Raw genomic sequence first — 21,778 nt, forward strand, 5'->3', positions numbered from 1 at the left:
ATAATGAATCGGGAACCGTCGATGGCCAGTACGCGGATTTTGAGTACACCCTTGCGACTTCCTCGCAAACGTTGGTTCAGCCTAGCATTGTTGTTGCTGTGGATTGCATGGACCGGCCAGCGCAATGGACGGGTGCAGGCCCATCGAGCCTGTCATGGCCAGAGCCAGCGCAAAGGCAGCCACAATAAACAAAGTCTTCTTTGTCATTTGCGTCCCTCCACATTCGTATTACGGGAATGTGCGCGATAGTAGTATCTTAGGCCCAATATTGTCTAAATTCAACCATCTATGGTAGGCTAATCGTTGGAATCATTTACTTCAACAGTCGTGCCTTCCGAATGTTAGCGGACGCTGAATATACTGCTTGCCACCTCTACATTGCGGTGTATCATTGCGGGAATGCAACGCGAGCTTGGCTGCATTTCATCATTGCCAATAGCTCGACAGGTTGGCAGTCCAATTCTCTGATAATCTTCGCTTGAGCCGGATCGGCTGTCTCAGGTTGCTTTTCTTGGCTAACCTGTCGTGGTGGTCATGGCGTTGATGCGCCGCATACTTTTGTCCGCTCGCGTTGCCTGGGGGGCGTGATAGTGAGCATCCTTGATCGCGTTTCTACAGAGCCGAGAGTCCTGATAGATGGCGCGCACCTTTGCAATTATGTCCATTTGCCAATCGTTCGGCCCCTCCCCGCCGGACACGCTGCCTGCCAACGTGTCATCTGCTCGCGTAAAATGCCCGCACCGGTTGGGTGGGAGCGACGACATCGGAACGGCAAAGGTGTTTTTACGACTGGGCCGTCCGCCTCAGCGTCGGCATCCGTTCACGGTCGATGCCCGACCGCAACGATAGCCCTTTTCGTTCTTCCGCTCGCAGGAGGCGTCGGAACGTCCGTTGCAAAGGCCTGAACGGAGACCAGCACGTGGCTCGATCCAGAGGCGATGGCGGGGCCAGTCAGGTTCGACGAGTTTTTGATGGATGCATCATGCGGCCGGTTCCCAACCCGACCCGATCTGAGAAGCGAACCTGCTTCGCGAATCCTAAGCCGGATCCGAGCGACCAGGCCCGCGACATTGCCAGAGGAGAAAGTCCATGCCTTCCAACGGAAAAATATCTCTTGAAGAACTCAATCGCCGGCTTGCCGACGCATCTCTTTCGGACGAGGAACTCGCCCGGTATTTTCTGGTTGATGAAGACCGATCTGGTCCCTTCAACCCGGTTCTGACCGTGAACCCGGACACGGTCAGCGTGCCGCAAACGGCAGAAGGCACGGAGCGGAGTGCGGCACTGCTCAACAGTGCCAATTTCATCGCGCGCCTGCGCAGGCATTTCGCGTTCAATGCCCGCGTGGGAAGCGGAAGCTACCGGGGGCCGATCCTTGTCTCGGAAGGAGACAGCTGGTTCCAATATCCCTTCAAGCTGGAAGACGTCATAGACGACCTGATGCAGGACTACGCAGTCTTCAGTCTGGATGCCGCTGGTGACACACTGTCAAACATGTTTCGCGAAGCCGAATATCTGGACGCGATTGCCAATACCGGAGCCTCGATCTTCCTGTTCAGTGGCGGCGGCAATGATGTCGTTGCTGGCGGAAACCTGGCCGCACACCTATTCGACTTCGACCCGGCAAAATCGCCGGCCGCGCATCTGCGTCCTTCCTTCAATCTCATCCTCGATGAAGCGATAGGGATATACTCGAAACTGGTCAGGCAGGTCGCCCAGAAGTTTCCGAACGTTCATATTGTCTGTCATGGATATGACTACGCAAGGCCTGCGAATGGGCCCTGGATCGGCAAGCCCATGGCATCCAGGGGCATCACCGATCCTGAGCTTCAGCGGGCAATCGCTCGGGTGATGATCGATCGCTTCAACGAGAGACTTGGTCTCCTGCAGTCCACGTCAGCAAGGCTCCACTATATCGATTGCCGCAACACGGTGCCGGCAGATGAATGGTTTGACGAGCTCCATCCGACAAACGATGGCTATAGGAAAGTTGCCAAAAAGTTCGCGACCGTCATCGAGCAACTAAAGCCGAGGACCAGAGATGTCGATTACAGGGCTAATAAGGCGCGGGCTGCGAGGGCAACTGAAACCAGCAGTGCCCGTCCTGCAGTGCGACCGTCAAGGGCGGTTCCACAGAGTGCTAGGCCCAGTGACGGTCCTCGCGGCATCGCGCTTCACATCGGTCTGAATGCCATCGATCCTGCTCATTATGCGGGATGGGCCGGCCCATTGAATGCCTGCGAATTCGATGCACAGGACATGCATGAGATTGCCATGGGCCTGGGATACGACGCGACCCTCCTGCTCACGGAAAATGCGACACGCGAAAACGTTACCAAAGTATTCAAGAAGGCGGCGCAGGAGCTGAAGGAGGGTGATATCTTCTTCGTCAGCTATTCGGGCCACGGTGGCCAGGTTCCCGATTTCAATGGCGACGAAGAGGATGGCGTCGACGAAACCTGGTGCCTGTTTGATGGCCAGCTTATTGACGATGAGCTTTATCAGTTCTGGTCAAAATTCAGGCCCGGTGTCCGGGTTCTGGTGGTTTCGGACAGCTGCCACAGCGGTACCGTCATCAGGGCAGTCGTTCCCGACGCCACTACCGATGTCGCTGTTGTCAGCAGTCCGCTGGCACGGGCGATGCCCATCAACATCGCCAGTCGGACGTTCCGGCAGAACCGCGACTTCTACAGCAAGCTCGGAAGTTCGCTCTCCAGCGTGGAAGCGCAAAGTGTCAAGCGCGCCACCGATACACCGATCTCGTGCAGTGTCCGGCTGATGTCCGGATGCCAAGATAATCAGGTGTCGCTCGACGGCCCCGGGAATGGTGCGTTTACCGCGGCTTTGATCAGCGTGTGGGACCATGGCCGCTTCAGCCGCGACTATGCGGCCTTCCATGCTGCGATCTTGAGGAAGCTGCCGGAAACGCAATCTCCCAATCACTGGATGATTGGTCCGAAGAACCCCGTGTTCGATGCCCAGTCGCCTTTTGCGATCTGACGCCTTGACCCCACTCTTCGGCATGAGAGGCCAGGAGGAGAAAGCAGCAGTGTGATCGAATGGGAGCGTCGCCTGTCGTGACGCGGCGGGACAGGAACTGCTCACCACGGAAGGAGATCCAGTCGTCGTATCGACGGACCGCGCTTGCCGTCTGACGCTGCGCTTTGCGGCAAATTATCGAATGGCTCTATCGCGCAACCGGCAAATAAAATGCTAGCTTCCGGCAAAAGAAGAATGCCGGAGGATAGGATGGCGAAGAAAACGTTTGGTGACTGGATGGCTCTTGCGGAGAAAGAGCTCAAGGCGCCGCCGGAGTCGCTCGTCTGGAAGACACCAGAAGGGATCGATGTCAAACCGCTTTATACCGAGGGCGATATCGAAAATGCCAAGCACCTCGCGTCCCTTCCCGGATTTGCGCCGTTCACGCGCGGCCCGCGGGCAACAATGTATGCCGGCCGGCCATGGACAATCAGGCAATATGCGGGATTTTCAACCGCGGAAGCCTCCAATGCCTTTTATCGCAAGGCACTTCAATCCGGACAGCAAGGTGTTTCGGTTGCTTTCGACCTTGCGACCCACCGGGGCTATGACAGCGATCATCCGCGCGTTGTCGGCGACGTCGGCAAGGCCGGAGTGGCAATCGACAGCGTCGAGGACATGAAGGTCCTGTTTGATGGCATACCGCTTGACAAGGTCTCGGTGTCGATGACGATGAACGGCGCGGTCATACCTATCCTGGCGAATTTCATCGTGGCCGGAGAGGAACAGGGTGTCTCGAAGGCCGAGCTGTCGGGCACCATCCAGAACGACATCCTCAAGGAGTTCATGGTCCGCAATACCTACATCTATCCACCGGAACCATCGATGCGGATCGTTGCGGACATCATTGAATACACCGCGAAGCAGATGCCGAAGTTCAACTCCATCTCTATCTCGGGCTACCACATGCAGGAAGCTGGGGCGACCCTGGTCCAGGAACTTGCATTCACTTTGGCCGACGGTCGGGAATATGTCCGGGCAGCGATCGCCAAAGGCCTGGATGTTGACGATTTCGCCGGTCGGCTCTCCTTCTTCTTTGCCATTGGAATGAATTTCTTCATGGAGGCGGCAAAGCTGCGCGCCGCACGGCTGCTCTGGACGCGGATCATGGAGGAATTCAAACCCCAGAAAGCCTCCTCGCTGATGTTGCGTACGCATTGCCAGACGTCGGGCGTGTCGCTACAGGAACAGGATCCCTACAATAATATCGTCAGAACCGCATTCGAGGCGATGTCGGCTGTCCTCGGTGGGACCCAGTCGCTCCATACCAATTCCTTCGACGAGGCGATCGCCTTGCCAACCGATTTTTCGGCCCGTATCGCCCGCAATACGCAACTGATCCTCCAGCACGAAACTGGTGTGACCAAGGTCGTCGACCCTCTGGCTGGATCCTACTACGTCGAGACCCTGACGAATGAGCTCGCCGACAAGGCGTGGACGCTGATCGGTGAGGTCGAGGCACTCGGCGGCATGACGAAGGCTGTTAATGAGGGCCTTCCCAAACGTCTCATCGAGGAGGCGGCGACGCGCCGGCAGGCAGCGGTCGACAGGGGCGACGAGGTGATCGTAGGTGTCAATAAATACAGGCTCGATACGGAGGAAGACATCGAGATCCTCGCCATTGACAATGCGGCTGTTCGAACGGCCCAGGTAAAGCGGATCGGTGAAACGAAACGCCGCCGCGACCAGGCAAGGGTCACGGCGGCTCTGGATCAGCTGGGACTGGTTGCGATGAGCGGTCAGGGTAACCTGCTTGAGGCAGCCGTTGAGGCAGCCCGCGCGCGCGCCACAGTTGGCGAGATTTCTGATACCATGCGGCATGTATTCGGCGATCACGCTGCCGAGCCCGAGGTCATCAAGGATGTCTACGGGCAGGCATACCGGGACGAGCCCGAGCTCGAGGTGCTGAAGGATCGCATGGCTGCTGCCGCCAGGGTTCTCGGCCGAGAGCCCAGGATCATGGTCGCAAAGCTCGGGCAGGATGGGCACGACCGTGGGGCCAAGGTCATCGCCTCGGCATTTGGTGACATCGGGTTCGACGTCCTGGCAGGTCCACTTTTTCAAACACCCGAAGAAGCAGCCGATCTTGCTGTTGCAAGCAAGGTTGATATCATTGGCATGTCATCGCTGGCGGCTGGCCACAAGACACTTGCGCCGCAGCTTGTCGAGGCGCTCAAGGCGCGGGGCGGTGGCGACATTATTGTCGTCGTCGGGGGCGTCATCCCGCGGCAGGACTACGCATATCTAATGGAGAACGGTGTTGCCGCTGTCTTTGGACCGGGGACCAATGTCCTCGATGCTGCAAATGAGGTTCTGGATCTTCTGGAGGGCAAGCGGCGCAACCGCTAGTCGACCGTCCCTGCCTGCCGGGTTCGACACCGTGGCCGTTCATACGATCATTCGATCGTCATCGGCGCCCCCTATTCGCGGAGACACGAAAATCGGACTGGGAAAATGAGCGCTCATGAAAATTAATTTCATATAGCCAACTTTTTATGGGATTCGAGTTGACGGGTTCGAATTTTTGTCCCAACCTGACGAAAATAAATTACGCGTTGGGAACGAGATAACAGCATGAAAGTTGGAATTATCGGGCTAGGATTCCGGCTCGGCTACCTTGGCCATGTCTTCACCGCAGTGGATGAAAGCTTCGAGATCGTCGGTTACGTCGACCCCGATCCAGCAGGCCTGCCTGGTCTCGCCGAACAGGGCATTTCCGCAGGAACGGCCTACGCGTCTGCGGAAGAGCTCATCGCCAACGAGACGCTTGACCTTCTGATGATTGGCTCGCCCAATCACATGCATCTCGACCACATCAGGCTGGGCCTGGAGAAAGGTCTGAAGGTTTTCTGCGAAAAGCCAATCGTAACGACGATTGCCGAAAGCATTGAACTGGCACGACTGATGGCGAAGTTTGGTCATGAGCGGCTGATGGTCGGTCTCGTTCTGCGTTACTCTCCGCTGTACAAGGATCTCCGCGCGATCCAGGCGTCAGGCAAGCTTGGGCAAATTGTCTCGATCGAGGCTGCGGAACATATCGAGCCTTACCACGGTGCGTTTTTCATGCGCGACTGGCGCCGCTATGAGCGCTATTCGGGTAGTTTCATGCTGGAGAAATGCTGCCACGACCTCGATCTTTATAACGGTGTCGTCGGCGCGCGTCCCGAGCGTGTTGCAAGCTTTGGCGGTCGTAAGAGCTTCATCCCCGCAAATGACCCCGTGCGCGAAGGTATCAACGACGTCGAACTGTTTCATCGCAAGCCGAGTGGCTGGATGGGGTCCGACAAGGTGTTCGACAGTGACGCCGACATCATCGACTATCAGGTGGCAATCGTCGAATACGCCAACGGCGTTGGAATGAACTTCCACACCAATCTCAACGTTCCAGACCAGTTCCGTCGCTTTGCCATTATGGGATCACGCGGCATGGCCGAGGGCGATTTCGTCCGAGGCTATCTCGATGTTCATGAGCAGCTGACAGGCAAGAAGGTTGTCGAGAACAAATACGTCGCGACAGAGCTTTCGCAGCACTACGGTGCCGACGAGCAGATGGCGGCAGATTTGCTCGACAGCGTGCGTACCGGTACCGAACTTCCAGTTTCGACGCTCAATGCCCTCGAGGCCGGCATCCTGGCCCTATCGATGGACGAGGCAAGGATGAAGAAGGCGGTTATCGATCTGCGCCCGATTTGGGACAGGTTCGACGAAGCCCTGCACGCAAGAGCGGCTTGAGAGGGCGGCAAGATGAGCGTCCAACGCAACGCAGTCATCTTTGCCTGGATCCTTCTCCTTCCGGCAGTCCTCTATGTCGCTGTGATCGTCGCGTATCCCCTGGTCGACACGTTCATCCTCTCCTTCACCGATGCGTCGCTGAAGAAGACGACGAATTGGGTCGGCTGGGTGAACTACAGTAAGATCTTCAACGCTACCTTCGCCGAAGTCATCGTTCGCACCTTCATCTGGACGTTCTTTTCTGTCTCCATCAAGATGATTATCGGTGTCTTCGGGGCGACGATGCTGAATTCCGCGGTCCCCGGCAGGGCGCTCTTCCGCGTGCTGACGATGCCGCCATGGATTGTCCCAATGGCGATCGGCATCTTCATGTGGGGCTGGATGTACAACGGCCAGTTCGGAATGATTTCCGGCATGCTGCAGCGTTTTGGCCTTGTGGACGCGCCGGTCGCGTTTCTCGCACAGGGGTCCACGGCGTTCTGGGCGACGATCATCACCGACGTCTGGATCGGCGTTCCGCTGGTCACGCTTTATATGCTCGCGGCCATGCAGGCGATTCCGCAGGACCTCTACGAGGCTGCCTGGACCGACGGGGCCGGCCGCTTCTATCGCTTTCGGCGCATTACCCTCCCGCTGATCGTCCCTTCGATGATCACCATGTCGATGCTGTCACTGATCGCGACCTTCAATTCCTTCGACATCATCTGGATCCTGACGCGTGGCGGACCGAGCGGCGAAACGACGACGATGATCATCGACACTTATAAAACCGCAATCGGCTCGAACAAATACGGCGAAGGCGCCGCGCGCGCCGTGCTGATCTGCATCTTCCTGTCGATCTTCTGCGTCTGCTATTTCCGCGTGACCAGTCGCCTTACGTCCGGAGACAAGCGATGAAACAGCCACATCTGCTGATCCATCGGTACAAATGGTATGAAATCATCGGCATCTATGCCGGCATCCTCATTTTCCTTACCTTCGTGCTCGCGCCCTTTGTCGAGGGCTTCCTGGTATCGCTTAAGCCGCTCAGTCAGCTCTTTTCATCACCCTATCGCTTCATCCCGGAAAACGGTTCCTTCGAGGCCTATCGGACTATGTGGATTAGCGTGCCGGGCTTTGCGCGCTACATCTTCAATTCCTTCTTCATCTCGACCATCGTCACCGCTGTCGTCCTAGTGCTGGTGATCCCTGCCTCCTACGCGTTCGCGCGGTTTGAATTCAAGGGCGCCGGGCTGCTGCTCGGTGCGTTTCTGGCCGTCAACATGTTTTCGGGCGCAGTACTGCTCATCCCGCTGTTCCGGCTGATGCGCACGCTCGGCCTGCTCAACACCTATTTCGCAATCATGGTTCCGGGTGTTGCCTTCCTGATCCCGTCGGCGATCTGGCTGTTGAGAACCTACATGATGCGCATCCCGCGGGAGTTGGACGAAGCCGCCTTCGTTGACGGTGCCAGCCACTTCTATACGCTCCGCCGCGTCATCCTGCCGATCGCCATGCCCGGCATCATGGTGGTTGCAATCACCACCTTCATCGGCTCTTATGCCCAGCAGTTCATCTTCGCGCTCACCTTCAATTCCAAGACCGAATTTGCGCCGTTACCGGTCGGCCTCTTCGCCTATTTCGGTCGCCAGGAAGTGGTCTGGAATGAACTGATGGCTGCAAGTTTCGTCGGCATCGCGCCGGCCATGATCGTGATTTTCTTTCTTCAACGGTATCTCGTCAGCGGGCTGACCGCGGGCGCGGTGAAACAGTAAGTCAACCACCAGAGAAAAAACGGGAGCTAACAAAGTGACAATTCATTTCAAGACCGGGCTGATGGCCCTTGCCCTGCTCGGTTCTACCGCGCTCGGCGCCATGACCGCGCAGGCCGCTGACAAGGAGATCAGCTGGATCTACTGCGGCGACAAGATCGATCCGATCCACGAAAAATACATCAAGGAATGGGAAGGCAAGAACCCGGGTTGGAAGGTCACGCCCGAGGTCGTCGGATGGGAACAGTGCCAGGACAAGGCCACGACGCTTGCCGCTGCAGGCACGCCGGTCGGAATGGCCTATGTCGGCTCGCGCACACTCAAGGAATTCGCACAGAACGACCTGATCGTTCCGGTCCCGATGACCGACGAGGAAAAGAAGAGCTACTACCCGAATATCGTCGACACGGTCACCTTCGACAACAATCAGTGGGGCGTGCCGGTCGCCTTCTCGACCAAGGCACTCTACTGGAACAAGGACATTTTCAAGCAGGCTGGTCTCGACCCTGAAACCCCGCCGAAGACCTGGGCTGAAGAAATCGCCGACGCCAAGCAGATCAAGGAAAAGACCGGCATCGCAGGCTACGGCCTTCCGGCTAAGACCTTCGACAACACGATGCATCAGTTCATGCATTGGGTTTACACCAACAACGGCAAGGTAATCGACGGCGACAAGATCGTCATCGACAGCCCGGAAGTGCTGGCAGCGCTCCAGGCCTACAAGGACATCACGCCCTACTCCGTCGAAGGCGCGACCGCCTACGAGCAGAACGAGATCCGTGCCATCTTCCTCGACGGCAAGGTCGGCATGATCCAGGCAGGCTCGGGTGCTGCTGCCCGCCTGAAGGACACCAAGATCAACTGGGGCGTGGCACCGCTGCCGCTTGGCCCTTCCGCCAAGGGCGAAGGTACACTGCTCATCACCGACAGCTTGGCCGTCTTCAAGGGGACGGGCGTGGAAGACAAGGCGATCGAATTCGCCAAGTTCATTACCTCGCCGGGCCCCCAGGGAGAATATGAGCTTCAGGGCGGCGCCGGCCTCACGCCTTTGCGTCCGTCGCCGAAGGTCGATGAATTCGTCAAGGCAGATCCGTCCTGGAAGCCGTTTATCGACGGCATCGCCTTCGGTGGTCCCGAGCCGCTCTTTACGGATTACAAGGGCTTCCAGAACTCGATGATCGAAATGGTCCAGTCCGTCGTGACGGGCAAGGCCCAGCCGGCCGATGCCCTCAAGAAGGCTGCTGGCGAGATCGAAGCGTTCAAGTAAGCCTTTGTCGGGATCGCGGGCGCAACAACCGCGATCCCCCTTACAGTATGCATGCTGCAGGCGCGGCAACCGGAGACAGGTTTTGGGACAGCTTCTTCTCAACAATGTTCAGAAGTTCTATGGCGACTTCGAGGTTCTCAAGGGCATTCAGCTCGAGGTGAAGAACGGCGAGTTCGTGGTCTTCGTCGGGCCGTCTGGCTGCGGCAAGTCGACGTTGCTGCGCATGATCGCCGGTCTGGACGCGACCTCCGGCGGCGACATCGTCATCGGCGGGCTCCGAGTGAACGACCTGCCGCCGGTCAAGCGCGGCATTGCAATGGTGTTCCAATCCTACGCCCTTTATCCGCACATGTCGGTTTTCGAGAACATCGCATTCCCACTGCGCGTGGAAAAGATGGAAGAGGAAAAGCTCAAGGCCAAAGTCGAGCACGCCGCACGCATTCTCCATCTTGACCAGAGGCTGCAGCAGAAGCCGGGGATGCTTTCCGGCGGCCAGCGCCAGCGCGTGGCGATCGGCCGAGCGATCGTGCGCGAACCGAAGATCTTCCTGTTCGACGAGCCGCTTTCTAACCTCGACGCGGCGCTACGCGCCGACATGCGCATCGAGCTTGCCAAGCTGCATCGCCAGCTGAAGGCGACGATGATCTACGTCACCCATGACCAGATCGAGGCGATGACCATGGCAGACCGGATCGTAGTGCTCAACGCCGGGGAGATTGCCCAGACCGGCGCGCCGCTGGAACTCTACCACAAACCGGCGAATATCTTCGTCGCGAGCTTCATCGGCAATCCAAAGATGAACTTCCTGCCGGTTACCTGTAGCGCAGTCAGTGAAGCCGGCGTGGAGATCGATTATCAGGGGCAGAAAGCTACCATCCCAGTGACGCCGCGGCAGGGCGCTGTTGGCAAGACGCTGACGCTGGGCGTGCGCCCCGAGCACATCCAGATTGGATCAGGTGACATCCAGATCAGAGTTGCACCTACGGTCATCGAACGACTTGGCGCACAGACAGTTGCCTATGCATCGCTTGACGGTGAAGGCGAGAATTTCTGCGCGACGCTGCCGGGCGGTGCTGCCGTTCGGCCGGATCAGCCTCTGTTGGCCGGGATTAACGTTGTCGACTGCCATCTGTTCGACGACAAGGGGATATCATTCGAGCGCCATGTCGAACTGACAGATATCGACGTGAATTTGCTCAACCCCACCGCGGCTGCCTGATCAGCCGACCCGGGGAGCGCCGCCCTCAGTACAGGGGATAGAAGAGCCTGTTAGCTGGGTAGGAATAGGCGCCACGGTCGAGGATTCCCAATCTAGACATGCAGTTTCTGAGCGCCGTGACGTGCCAGGGATTGGCTGGATAGGGAGAGCCCCGGTAGTTGGCCTCTGGCTCGCAATAGCGATAAGCCCGCTCAAACCGCGCCAGAAGCACGGGATCCGAATCCATCCGAACGCCATGAAAGCTTTGCCATTCCGCCGGTGCTTCCGCCGCCGAAATCGCCAACAGACTAGCCACTATGCCCAATGCAACGGAGACTCTCATCGACCTGACCTCCCGCGCGCCTAACGCCGCTGAAAAGAAGATGCTTTTCAATCGCGTAACGTCAAGAGGCATATGTCAAAGGAAGGCGAGATTCGTTACCAGACGAGTCCGCGCGCAGCCACGTCCTCGACACGGGTGACGACGCCGTCGCGGTGAAAGACCATCGTGTCGAAAAGATTGGATACAACGCATGTGTGGTTGGGGATGATGCGGATCTTGTCGCCGATCTCCGGACGCCTGTCGCCGCATTTCGATAAGTCGATAACGCCGTGTTCCTCAGACAATCCAGTGATCACCGCCTCGGGGTAACCGACCACAGTTCCGAAGTCGGAGAAGCCAAGCAGGTCGGAGGTTAGTGCCTTTGAACCGGCGTCGATGACGGCACGATCCCCGGTCGGGCGAGACACGACCGTCGCGAGCACGTGCATGGCGCAGTCATCCCAGCTGCAGTGACCGGCGCGAACCATGGCCCGATCGTTGTAGATATAGGTTCCGGCACGATGCTCGGTCGCGGCGCTGACGAGATGTGCCTCAAACAGACTCGGCGTGCCGCCATTGCTGACGATCGGGCAATCAATTCCCTGCTCCTCGAGAAGCGATAGTGCTTCGCCGAGAAATGCCTGTACCGCCTCGGCAGCCCCGGGCTTCGGATAGTTGAGAAGCCCACCGAAAGAGAGGCCGGGGATGCTGTGAATGCGCTTCGCCAAGTCTCTTGCTTCATCGGGCGTCTGGACGCCGCAGCGGCCACCACCGGTATCGCATTCGACCAGCACAGTCAGCGGTTTACGGGATGCGAAATAGGCAGACAGGCCATCGACCGTGGCCGTGCTGTCGGCGACTACCTTCAGGTCGGAGATGCGGTCGTTGAGGGCTGCCAGCTGCTTAAGCTTTTGCGGGCCGAGGATGTTGAAGGTGATCAGGATATCCTGGAAACCAGCCGCTGCGAAGACTTCAGCTTCACTGATCTTTTGACAGTTGATGCCCTTTGCGCCTGCTGCGATCTGCTCGGCTGCGAGCGCCGGGATCTTGTGGGTCTTGATATGCGGCCGGAAGTTCAGCCCGTGCTCGTCCATGTAGGCCTGCGTACGGGCGATGTTCGCCGCCAGGCGATCCTCGTCGATGATTGGCCGTGGCGTCGAGAGATCGGCGACCCTGTCGCCTGGCCTGGCGATGATGGCGAACGGATTTTCCTGCATATGACGCGCTCCGTGTTAGCGGCCGTGGGGATCGGCGACCATCGGCCAGATGTTCTTCGGCGCGCGACGATAGGGCGTCTTGGCCGGATTGTTGGGATAAGGCGTTCCGGCCGAACAGTAAATGATTTCCGCTGCGATCTTGGAGAAGGACGCGTAGAAATGATTGGTCGATTTGATCACCAGGATTTTCTTGGATGTCGGATCGATACCCATAACCGAAAAGAGGCTCGGATCGAAGCTCTGGGCGCGCGTCGAGTTCAGGATGATATCGATGCCGTCGAGTACGATATGCGCCGCATCGCCGAACGGCGCAAAGCTCTCGCCAAAACGCATCTCGGCATTCGCAACGAGCTTTACGACCTTGACGATCCCGTCCACAGGATTGCCGGTGCCGGGGCCAGACTTGGCGCCGAACCGGAGCGGAATTTCGGCGCCCTCGCCTGCTGCCATACAAATCTGCACTGCCATCGGGTCCCAGATCGTGCCTATCGCGACACCCTTGGCGCCTCTTTCGATGAGCTCCTGGAGGAGGACGGTGGCATCGCCTGCAGTGCCGCCGCCGGGGTTGTCCCATACGTCAGCGACGACGACAGGCCACGAGGTTGCTGCCATAGCCTGCGTGACAGCCTCGACCTCGTCGATCTGCGGCATCATGAAAGTGCCACGTTTGGAAAACAGCTCTAGGCCAAGCTCACGTGCAAGGGCCGCACCTTCCTCCGGCTTGTTGTTGGTGACGACAAGTATCTTCGTACCCATCTCGGGCACATCTCCGGCCATGAAGCCGTGAACCACGGAGATCGACAGGATATCAGCGTGGTCCTGCTCGATGTGCATGATCTTGTCGACGAAGGAACGCATCGGGTCGCGCGAGGTGGGATAGACGTCGATCATCCGGCAATCGAACGCGGACATGACGGGGTTCAGGCGCCCTTCCAACGTCTCCACGGCAATCCGCCAGAGATCCTCGGCGCGGTCGACGAAATCAATGTGCGGGAACTCTTTGAAGTAGACCAAGAAGTCTGCCGCCTTTAGGCGCTTGGCGGTGAGGTGGCTGTGCGGATCGAGCTCGGCGCAGACGAGGAGCTCTGGCCCGACGATCTCGCGGACACGCGCCAAAATATCGCCCTCGGTGTCCTCGTAGCCGGCGGCGACCATGGCGCCGTGCAGGCCAAGGATAACGGCGTCGACAGGCATGGCGGCTTCTAGCTGCGCGAGCACCTCGTCGCGTAATCCCTCATAGGCGGAGCGGTTCACCAGCCCGGCCGGGTCCGCCCAGGCGGCGGTGCCCTCGATCAGTTCCCATCCCTTCTCCGCGCAAACACGACGCCCCACCGTGATCGGTGCCGAGCAGAGCGTTGGCGTTTCCGGATGTTGGCCGGGAGGCGCATAAAGCGACGCTTCGAAGGCGCGTCGATCGACGCAGATCGGTGAAAACGTGTTGGTCTCGGTTGCGAGCGCCGCCGTGAAAATGCGCAAGGGTTCGGCCTTTGTGTTGATCAGCCCATCGGGTTCGGCAGGTAGCCGGTAAAGCCGCAGATCTTCCAGCGGCCTTCATGCAGGCGGCAGTAATAAAGTGTCTGCCACTGCATGATATCACGCGTGCCATCAGCCTTGCTGAGGCCGCCATCGAACTTCTTGCGCACCAGCGCCATGTCACCCTCGATCTCTATGTCTTCGAGCGTGGTGGTCGTGAAGATGGCCGTGCGGGTGTCTTCGGCAAACGCTTGCGTGGCAAATTCCTCTGCCTGACGCACCCACTCGTCGCGGTAGGCAGACAGCGTCGGAAACGCAAGCCGCCATTTATCGGGGCTGACTTCTTTCCGTCCATCGATGCCGATGAAGCCTTCCTCGACAAAATCGTGCTCGACCATCGACCAGTCGCCAGCAAGGAATGCATCGATGTCGCGAGGGACCAGCATCTCCCAGATCGAATGCCGCGCGACGTCTGAAACGGGAAACGGGTTTTTGAAAGGATCGCGCATTATCTCCACCGGATTGAAATTCTTTTCATCAATGGCGTTTTTCGCTGGTCAAATTCGGCTTTCTATGGTCACTTGTCAACTTAATACGAAAATAATTTGCAAGGATCGATCGATGTCCATTAAGCGCTATGGCGCGGTTCAAAAGGGTGCCGGTGGCAAGCCCCTGCCCTTCGCGCGGGCCGTTGAAGCCGATGGCTGGCTCTATGTATCTGGCCAGGTCGCCATGGAAAATGGCGAGATCATCGATGGCAATATCGTAGCGCAAACCCACAAGACGATCGAGAACGTCCTGGCGATCCTCAAGGAGGCGGGATACGGCCTGGAGCATGTCGTGCGTTGTGGCGTGTGGCTCGACGATCCCCGCGACTTCTGGACCTTCAATGCAATCTACCAGCAGTACTTCGGTGACCATCCCCCTGCTAGAGCCTGCGTTCAATCGTCGATGATGGTTGACTGCAAGGTCGAAATCGATTGCGTGGCGTATAGGTCGAAGGATCTGTAAACTGCACACGACCGGGGGACGGGATGGATATTTTCTCAACACTGCAGGAAGAGAAGCCCCGGCTTTCACCCTCCGAAAGCCGTATCGCCGATATCCTTCTCAAGGACTTTGAGTTTGCGGTAAATGCCTCGATCATCGAGCTCGCCGAAAGGGCGGACGTTTCTCCGCCCACCGTCACGCGTTTCTGCCGCCGATTGGGCTGCGAGAGCTTTTCCGATTTCAAGGTTCAGCTTGCCAGGACAGCTTATGTTGGCATGCGCTACTTGAAGCCGGAACCCAAGAGCACCAACCCGGGTGATGTCGCGCAGGACATCATCACGAAGGCACAGAACGCACTGTTCCTGCTTCATCGTTCGCTCGACCTGGCTGCGATCGAGCTTGCCGCCGAGCGGCTCTCACGCGCCGACATGATCTATGCCTTTGGCTCCGGCGGCAACTCGTCGATGATTGCAAGCGAACTTCAGAACCGGCTTTTTCGCTTCGGCCTGCATGTCACGGCGAGCTCGGATCATGGCATGCAGTTGATGATGGCAGCCGCCGCGAAGTCGACAGACGTGTTGATAGGTTCTTCCTTTACGGGACGCAATGCCGAGCTCGTGCGCGCTTTCGCGCTTGCCCGCGAGTCAAGAGTAACCACTATAGCGCTCACCCAAAGCGACAGCCCGGTGGCAAAGGTGGCGGAAATTGTTGTGCCTGTCGACCTGCAGGAAGGTAGCAACATCTTCCGGCCGACGTCGACGCGCATTGCCTATCTGGCGATCGTCGACATTCTTGCCAGCCTGGTCGCCTATGCAATTCAGCCGAAGGCTGCCGTTGCGCTACGCCGCATAAAGCAACAACTCGTTGCCCATCGCGATGGTGACGACCGGCAACTCCTCGGGGATTAACATGCCAAAAAGGGATGCAGAATGACAAGGACGGTAGCGATCGTAACGGGTGCTGCAGGTGATATTGGACGAGCCATCGCCGAGCGCCTTGCAGACGATCACGATGTCATTGTGATCGTCGATATAGATCCCGCAGCCGCCGCCAAGGCCGCGCTCGATCTCGGTCCTGTCGAACGCTTTGTCGCGCACGCCTGCGATGTAACCAGCGAAACAAGCGTCGCCGAAATGGCAAGCCAGGCAGCCTTGCTGGGTTCGGTGCGGACACTCGTCAACAATGCCGGCGCGGCGCGTGCCGTCAGCCTGCATGACACCACACCCGAGATCTGGCGGATGGACAATGCCCTCAATCTCGAGGCTGCGTTCTTGTGTTTCCGGGCTGTCGAACGCCAGCTGGAGGCCTCGAAGGGATCCGTTATCAACATTGCTTCCGTAAATGGCATGAACGTGTTTGGCCACCCCGCTTATAGTGCCGCGAAAGCCGGGCTGCTGCATTTCACCAAGTTGGTTGCCGTCGAATACGGAAAGCTCGGCATTCGTTCAAACGCGGTTGCACCTGGCACTGTCCGCACGAAGGCCTGGGAAGCGCGTGCTGCGGCCAACCCCAATGTCTTCGAAGAGGCGCGACGCTGGTATCCGCTCCAGCGGGTTGTCGATCCAGGTGACGTGGCCAATGCCGTGGCGTTTCTTGCGGGACCACAGGCTGGCGCAATCACGGGCGTCTGCCTGCCCGTCGACTGCGGGCTGACTGCCGGTCAGGCGGAGCTGGCGCGGACGTTCTCGCAGTCCGAACACTATTGATCCCGATACACGTCATGAGAGGAACCTTGATGTCGTTGGCGCCCTATCGCCTGGAGAGTTCGTGGCAGCCTGACGGCGGTCCGAACGGTCGCTTTACGTTTTCGCTCTTCAATCTCTCCGAGGAAACGCTCTTTGGCTTCACGCTGGCCTATACGTCGCTGACGCGCGTCATCGATCCTAAGGCCTGTGAGAATGCAACCTTTTTACGTCGTAACGCGAATTTCCATGAATTCGCCCCACCGGAGGGCCTTCGGGTCGATCCGGGTAAGAGCTGGAATTTCACAGTCAGCGGTCTTCACCGGCCGGCGCGTCATTGCACCGATGGTGCCAAGTCGGCTTATGTCACGCTCCAGGACGGGAAACATATCACAGTCGCCGTATCCGACCTACTTCTGGAGGGCTGCGTCAATGAGCCTCCGCCAATCCTTCTGCCGGAGGGCAAGGTCGCGCTGCCATTTGCATTGCAACCCTGGCCGGCGGACATAGACGCGAAGCCGGGAGAAGATTTCCCCGTTGTTCTCTATCCGGCCGAAGGATCGACGCGCGATGATGTGCTGGCTATCTCGACAGTTCTGTCGCTTCACCGCCGATTGTTCGAGAGTAGTCACGCGCCATTCAGTCTTGCTGCCTCGCCGCAGGGGCGTTCTGTGCAGTTCCTGGTCGATGCAACCATTGCTCCGGAAGGCTACAAGCTCGAATTCTCCGCGACACAGATTGCGTTGTCCTTTTCCGCGAAGGCAGGACGCCAATATGGGTTGACTTCGCTTGCGCAACTCCTCCATGGCGCCCGCACCGACCGGAGAAACTTCCGCTTTCCTGTCTCCGGTACGATTTCGGACAGGCCGCGATACGGTTGGCGGGGCTGCCATCTCGACGTGTCGCGCCAATTCTACCCGACCGCCGACGTCAAGCGGTTGATCGACATCCTTGCCTGGTTGAAGCTCAACATCTTCCACTGGCATCTGACGGACGATGAGGCATGGCGCCTTGAAATCAAGGCCTATCCCCAACTCACGACGACCGGCGTCCTTCGTGGCCCGGATGAACCTCTCCTGCCTCAACTCGGCAACAGCGCAGAGCCTGTCGGTGGCTTCTATTCCCAGGACGATGTCCGCGATATCGTCGCCCATGCGGCGAGATTGAGCGTCGAGATCATCCCGGAGATCGATATTCCCGGCCACAGCACGGCGACACTGACCGCGATACCCGATCTGACTGACGGCCAGGAGGCGCCCGAGAGCTACCATTCGGTGCAGGGCTACCCAAACAATGCTCTCAATCCCGCGGTGCCTCTGACCTATGAATTCCTCGAAACTGTGCTCGACGAGATGGTGGACCTTTTTCCGTCACTGTACCTCCACATTGGCGGTGACGAGGTGGCGAACGGGTCCTGGCTGGCCTCTCCGCTTGCCAAGAAGCTGATGAAGCAGGAAGGGATTTCGGGCACTTTCGCATTGCAGTCCTATTTTCTCAACCGCGTAAAAGAGATGTTGACGGCTCGCGGTCGCAAGCTCGCGGGCTGGAATGAAGTTGCACATGGGGGTGGTGTCGCCCCAGAGGACACATTGCTGATGGCCTGGGAAAATCCGCAGGTCGGCATCGATCTTGCGACCGAGGGCTATGAGGTCGTCATGACGCCGGGGCAGGCCTATTACCTCGACATGGTACAGGCGGAGGCATTTCAGGAGCCGGGCGCAAGCTGGGCCGGAACCGTGCCACCGTCCCATACCTATGCCTATGAGGCGGAGGGTGACTTCCCCGAAGCGCTGAAGGACCGAATGAAGGGTGTACAGGCGTGCATCTGGTCGGAACACTTCCTGTCGCGCGGCTACTTCAACCGGCTCGTCTTTCCGAGGTTGCCGGCGATTGCCGAAGCCGCGTGGACACCGAGGGCCATGAAGGACTGGGAACGCTTCGCTGCGATCGTGCGGCTCAGCCCGGAATTATGAGGCAAGTGATGCGGTTAGCTGTGGGCGGAATCCATACGGAATGCAGTACCTATTCGCCGGTCATGATGACGGCTCAAGATTTCCGCGTGCTGCGCGGCGGGGAACTTATGGTCTCCGACTACTTCGCCTTCCTCGACGCGGATGGCATTGAACACCTGCCGCTCCTGCATGCACGCGCAGTGCCTGGCGGCCCGGTATCAAGGGCGGCATATGAGTTGTTCAAGGCGGAATTTCTAGATCGGCTAAAAACTGCCTTGCCGGTTGACGGCCTCTACCTTGCCATGCATGGCGCCATGAACGTCGAGGGAATTGATGACGCGGAGGGCGACTGGATTGCCGCCGCCCGCTCGGTGGTCGGCGAGGAGTGCGTCGTCGCAGCGAGCTACGACTTGCACGGCAATGTCAGTCAACGGATCATCGACCAGCTCGATATCTTTGCGGCTTATCGCACGGCCCCGCATATCGACGTGCGTGAAACGATGATACGCGCATGGTCCCTCCTCGTAGACGCCCTGAGGTCTGGCCGACGGCCCGGCGTGGCCTGGGCACCGGTACCCGTCCTCTGGCCAGGCGAGCGAACATCGACCGAGGACGAGCCTGCAAGAAGCCTTTACAAATCCCTGCCTGACATTAATAAGCGCGCCGGCATCCTCGATGCCAACCTGATGATCGGTTACGTTTGGGCAGACGAACCACGCGCGACCGCCTGCGCGGTGGTCACTGCGACGGATCGTGCGGCCGCCGAACGCGCCGCGGAAGAGATTGCGCTGTCCTACTGGAATGCACGCGAACACTTCGTCTTCGGGCCTGTGACCGGTCCGCTCGACGCCATGATCGATATCGCGGAAACTGCTGCGACGGTGCCGGTGATCCTTGCCGATTCCGCCGACAATCCAACGGGCGGCGGCGTCGGCGATCGGGCCGATGTTCTCAATGCGCTCATTGCCAGGGGGTTCGACGGAGCCCTGCTTGCGGGCATAACCGACCGACCCGCAGTCGAGGCCTGCTTCGGAGCCGGGAAAGGCTCGAAAATCGAACTCGCCATTGGCGGCACGCTTGATCCTTCCAGCCTGCCGGCTCATGTCGAAGCAGAGGTGGTCTTCCTCGATGACCCCGGCCCGGTCGGCGAACGCCAGGCGGTGGTGCGAACAGGCGGCATTACCGTCGTGCTATCTGCCCGCCGTCGTCCGTATCACAACATAGCCGATTTTACCCGACTGGATCTCGATCCCCAACCCCTGCGTTTGCTTGTCGTCAAATCAGGCTATCTGTCACCTGAGCTGGCGCCGATTGCCAATCCGAACCTGATGGCGCTGACGCAAGGCGTTGTAAACCAGGACATCGAAGGGCTAGACAGCAGGCGACGCATCAGACCGACCTTCCCGTTCGATCGAGACTTTGATTACGCACCGCAGGCGCGCTTGTCGGCGCGCTGGAGAGCATGATCTTTTCGGTCTGGCAGGTTCCGGTCCCGTGCCGAACCTGTTAGACGCGTCCATCCACACTGCATGCTCGGCGTTACTGCCGCACGATATATGTCATGAACCGTTTCCTTCCCGATGTTTTTCGCGACCCGACGATCCGGGTCAGCATGCTTGCGATCTTTGCATTTGGATTTGCCGGTGCATCGACCTCGCCCTATCAATCGGTTATCGGTATTCGTGAATTGGGCATGAGCAATGCTCTCTACTCGGTGCTGATTTTTTCGGCCGCAGCGGTCAACGTCACTGTCAGCATCCTGCTTGGCAACCTGGCGGACAAATTGGGCGAGTACCGGTCGCTGATGGTGACTGTCGCAGTGTTCGGGATCTTCGGCTACGGGGCGATATACCTCTTTCCAGCGCAGGGCACCTTCATCATCTGCGCGCTTCTTTTGCTGCCGGTCTACAACGCGCTTAACTCACTCCTCTTTGCCAACGTGCGTGCCAGCACCAGGGGAATGCCCCGCAATGAAATTGCATCGGTGAATTCAGGTGTTAGGGCGATGATCTCGCTCTCCTGGGTGCTTGTGCCAGGCCTCGTCGGGATCGTCCTGTCACGATCGGCAAGCATGCTGCCGGCCTATCTGTTTGCGAGCCTCGCCTGCATGGTCTGCCTCTGCCTGATTGCCGCCTTCCTGCCCCGCCAGAACGGAACGGACAACGCGGCCACACACCACCTGTCATACATTGCAGCGCTCGCAGCGGTCATATCGCCACGTGTCCTCGTGCGGGTGCTGGCCGTCTCACTCATCAGCAGCACCCTGCACGTCAATGCCGCCATCCTGCCCCTGATCGTCACGGGACCTGCCCATGCGACCGTTGGCGACGTCGGTATTCTCGTTGGCATCGTCGCGTTCCTTGAAGTCGTCTTTATCGTCGTGTGGGGCCGTGCCCAACGCATTTTGAGCAGCATCACGGCGCTCGCGCTCGGCACTGTCATCTATGTGGTCTATCTGCTCTTGCTTGGTTTTGCCTCGGCGCCTTGGCATGTCTATGCGCTGACCATCGTCAGCGGCATCGGCGCAGCGGCCCTGATCAGCATTCCGATCACCTATTTGCAGGATCTTATCGCAGATCGACCGGGCCTCGGCAGTGCGTTGATATCGGTCAATATTTTTGTAAGCGCTGGTCTGAGCGCGCTTCTCTTCGCAGTCGGAACCGGTATCGGGGGCTATTCAGGGACGGCCATCATCGGTGCCGTTGCCGGCATGACCGGCCTGGCGCTCCTCCTATGGTTCGACGGACGCGGGATTGGCTGACGATGTCCGGGCTTTCCAAACGGAAAGCGAGCGCCGGAATTGTGCCGGTGTTGCCTGTCTGCTTGCTTTGAAAGCCTTGGCGAGGAGAAGGCTCGGCGAGTCCGGCGCATAGGTGAAATGGCCGCAAAGGAGGTCGACGTCCCACGGGCCGCCGCGGTTTGTCCGCATTGGCAACATTCCATCGGCAGCAATCTGAAATACTCGGGGCGGCTGATCGGATCGTTCCGATTGCACGCTGACAATGCTGTGCGCATCCCCACGGGGAAGCATCAGAAAATCCCCGGAACGCATCGTCACCAGTCGTCCTGCGGCCGTGCGGATGGAACACTGGCGGCCGAGCACGAGATGAAAGTGTACGACGCCTGGGGTGGCATGGTCATGATCGATGACGAAC

17 protein-coding genes are annotated in these 21,778 nt (G+C 58.7%); 13 read left to right on the forward strand and 4 right to left on the reverse strand.

Annotated elements, in window-relative coordinates; translation table 11 throughout:
- Positions 1 to 81: 81 nt before the first annotated feature.
- Positions 82 to 207: a hypothetical protein gene (locus FHT97_RS31435; RefSeq protein ID WP_259130200.1), complete on the reverse strand. Its 126-nt coding sequence runs from the start codon at positions 205 to 207 to the stop codon at positions 82 to 84.
- Between the two features lie 882 nt (positions 208 to 1,089).
- On the opposite strand from FHT97_RS31435, the gene FHT97_RS18740 reads away from it, so the two are divergent.
- From FHT97_RS18740 to ugpC, 7 genes are all read left to right on the forward strand, one after another.
- A complete protein-coding gene (locus FHT97_RS18740; protein ID WP_183863890.1) occupies positions 1,090 to 3,000 on the forward strand; it encodes a caspase family protein in 1,911 nt (636 codons plus the stop codon).
- A 249-nt stretch (positions 3,001 to 3,249) separates the two neighbouring features.
- The gene (gene scpA / locus FHT97_RS18745; protein ID WP_183863891.1) at positions 3,250 to 5,388 is read left to right on the forward strand and encodes a methylmalonyl-CoA mutase; all 2,139 of its coding nucleotides are present in this window, start codon (positions 3,250 to 3,252) and stop codon (positions 5,386 to 5,388) included.
- 225 nt (positions 5,389 to 5,613) lie between these two features.
- Positions 5,614 to 6,771 carry a Gfo/Idh/MocA family oxidoreductase gene (locus FHT97_RS18750; protein ID WP_183757089.1) on the forward strand — a complete coding sequence of 386 codons (1,158 nt, stop codon included), beginning with the start codon at positions 5,614 to 5,616 and terminating at the stop codon, positions 6,769 to 6,771.
- A 12-nt stretch (positions 6,772 to 6,783) separates the two neighbouring features.
- Positions 6,784 to 7,668: a sugar ABC transporter permease gene (locus tag FHT97_RS18755; protein WP_183757090.1), complete on the forward strand. Its 885-nt coding sequence runs from the start codon at positions 6,784 to 6,786 to the stop codon at positions 7,666 to 7,668.
- On the forward strand, positions 7,665 to 8,525 hold the full coding sequence (locus FHT97_RS18760) for a carbohydrate ABC transporter permease (RefSeq protein WP_183757091.1): 861 nt from the start codon (positions 7,665 to 7,667) through the stop codon (positions 8,523 to 8,525). The genes FHT97_RS18755 and FHT97_RS18760 overlap by 4 nt, the downstream gene beginning before the upstream one ends.
- Positions 8,526 to 8,559: 34 nt before the next feature.
- A complete protein-coding gene (locus FHT97_RS18765) occupies positions 8,560 to 9,789 on the forward strand; it encodes an ABC transporter substrate-binding protein (RefSeq protein WP_016557774.1) in 1,230 nt (409 codons plus the stop codon).
- Positions 9,790 to 9,871: 82 nt separating this feature from the next.
- On the forward strand, positions 9,872 to 11,008 hold the full coding sequence (gene ugpC / locus FHT97_RS18770) for a sn-glycerol-3-phosphate ABC transporter ATP-binding protein UgpC (RefSeq protein ID WP_183757092.1): 1,137 nt from the start codon (positions 9,872 to 9,874) through the stop codon (positions 11,006 to 11,008).
- Between the two features lie 417 nt (positions 11,009 to 11,425).
- On the opposite strand, the gene FHT97_RS18775 is transcribed toward ugpC, so the two are convergent.
- Genes FHT97_RS18775 through FHT97_RS18785 form a run of 3 tightly spaced genes read right to left on the reverse strand, consistent with a single transcriptional unit; the run spans position 11,426 to position 14,508 of the window.
- Positions 11,426 to 12,526, reverse strand: coding sequence for a D-TA family PLP-dependent enzyme (locus FHT97_RS18775; protein WP_183757093.1), 1,101 nt, complete (start codon positions 12,524 to 12,526; stop codon positions 11,426 to 11,428).
- A 15-nt stretch (positions 12,527 to 12,541) separates the two neighbouring features.
- On the reverse strand, positions 12,542 to 14,002 hold the full coding sequence (locus tag FHT97_RS18780; RefSeq protein ID WP_183757094.1) for a M81 family metallopeptidase: 1,461 nt from the start codon (positions 14,000 to 14,002) through the stop codon (positions 12,542 to 12,544).
- Positions 14,003 to 14,022: 20 nt separating this feature from the next.
- Positions 14,023 to 14,508 carry a hypothetical protein gene (locus FHT97_RS18785; RefSeq protein WP_183863892.1) on the reverse strand — a complete coding sequence of 162 codons (486 nt, stop codon included), beginning with the start codon at positions 14,506 to 14,508 and terminating at the stop codon, positions 14,023 to 14,025.
- A gap of 112 nt (positions 14,509 to 14,620) precedes the next feature.
- Here FHT97_RS18785 and FHT97_RS18790 point away from each other — a divergent pair, with 112 nt between their 5' ends.
- The 6 genes from FHT97_RS18790 to FHT97_RS18815 all read left to right on the forward strand — a co-directional run bounded on the left by FHT97_RS18790 (position 14,621) and on the right by FHT97_RS18815 (position 21,384).
- Positions 14,621 to 15,010: a RidA family protein gene (locus FHT97_RS18790; RefSeq protein WP_183757096.1), complete on the forward strand. Its 390-nt coding sequence runs from the start codon at positions 14,621 to 14,623 to the stop codon at positions 15,008 to 15,010.
- A gap of 23 nt (positions 15,011 to 15,033) precedes the next feature.
- On the forward strand, positions 15,034 to 15,897 hold the full coding sequence (locus FHT97_RS18795; protein WP_183757097.1) for a MurR/RpiR family transcriptional regulator: 864 nt from the start codon (positions 15,034 to 15,036) through the stop codon (positions 15,895 to 15,897).
- 21 nt (positions 15,898 to 15,918) lie between these two features.
- Entirely contained in the window at positions 15,919 to 16,695 is a 777-nt protein-coding gene (locus FHT97_RS18800) for an SDR family oxidoreductase (RefSeq protein ID WP_183757098.1), read from the forward strand.
- A 29-nt stretch (positions 16,696 to 16,724) separates the two neighbouring features.
- A complete protein-coding gene (locus tag FHT97_RS18805) occupies positions 16,725 to 18,644 on the forward strand; it encodes a beta-N-acetylhexosaminidase (protein ID WP_183863893.1) in 1,920 nt (639 codons plus the stop codon).
- An 8-nt stretch (positions 18,645 to 18,652) separates the two neighbouring features.
- A complete protein-coding gene (locus FHT97_RS18810; protein WP_183863894.1) occupies positions 18,653 to 20,089 on the forward strand; it encodes a M81 family metallopeptidase in 1,437 nt (478 codons plus the stop codon).
- 95 nt (positions 20,090 to 20,184) lie between these two features.
- Positions 20,185 to 21,384, forward strand: coding sequence for an MFS transporter (locus FHT97_RS18815; RefSeq protein WP_183863895.1), 1,200 nt, complete (start codon positions 20,185 to 20,187; stop codon positions 21,382 to 21,384).
- Positions 21,385 to 21,778 lie beyond the last annotated feature (394 nt).

It is taken from the genome of Rhizobium sp. BK399, assembly GCF_014194695.1.
GTDB lineage: Bacteria > Pseudomonadota > Alphaproteobacteria > Rhizobiales > Rhizobiaceae > Rhizobium.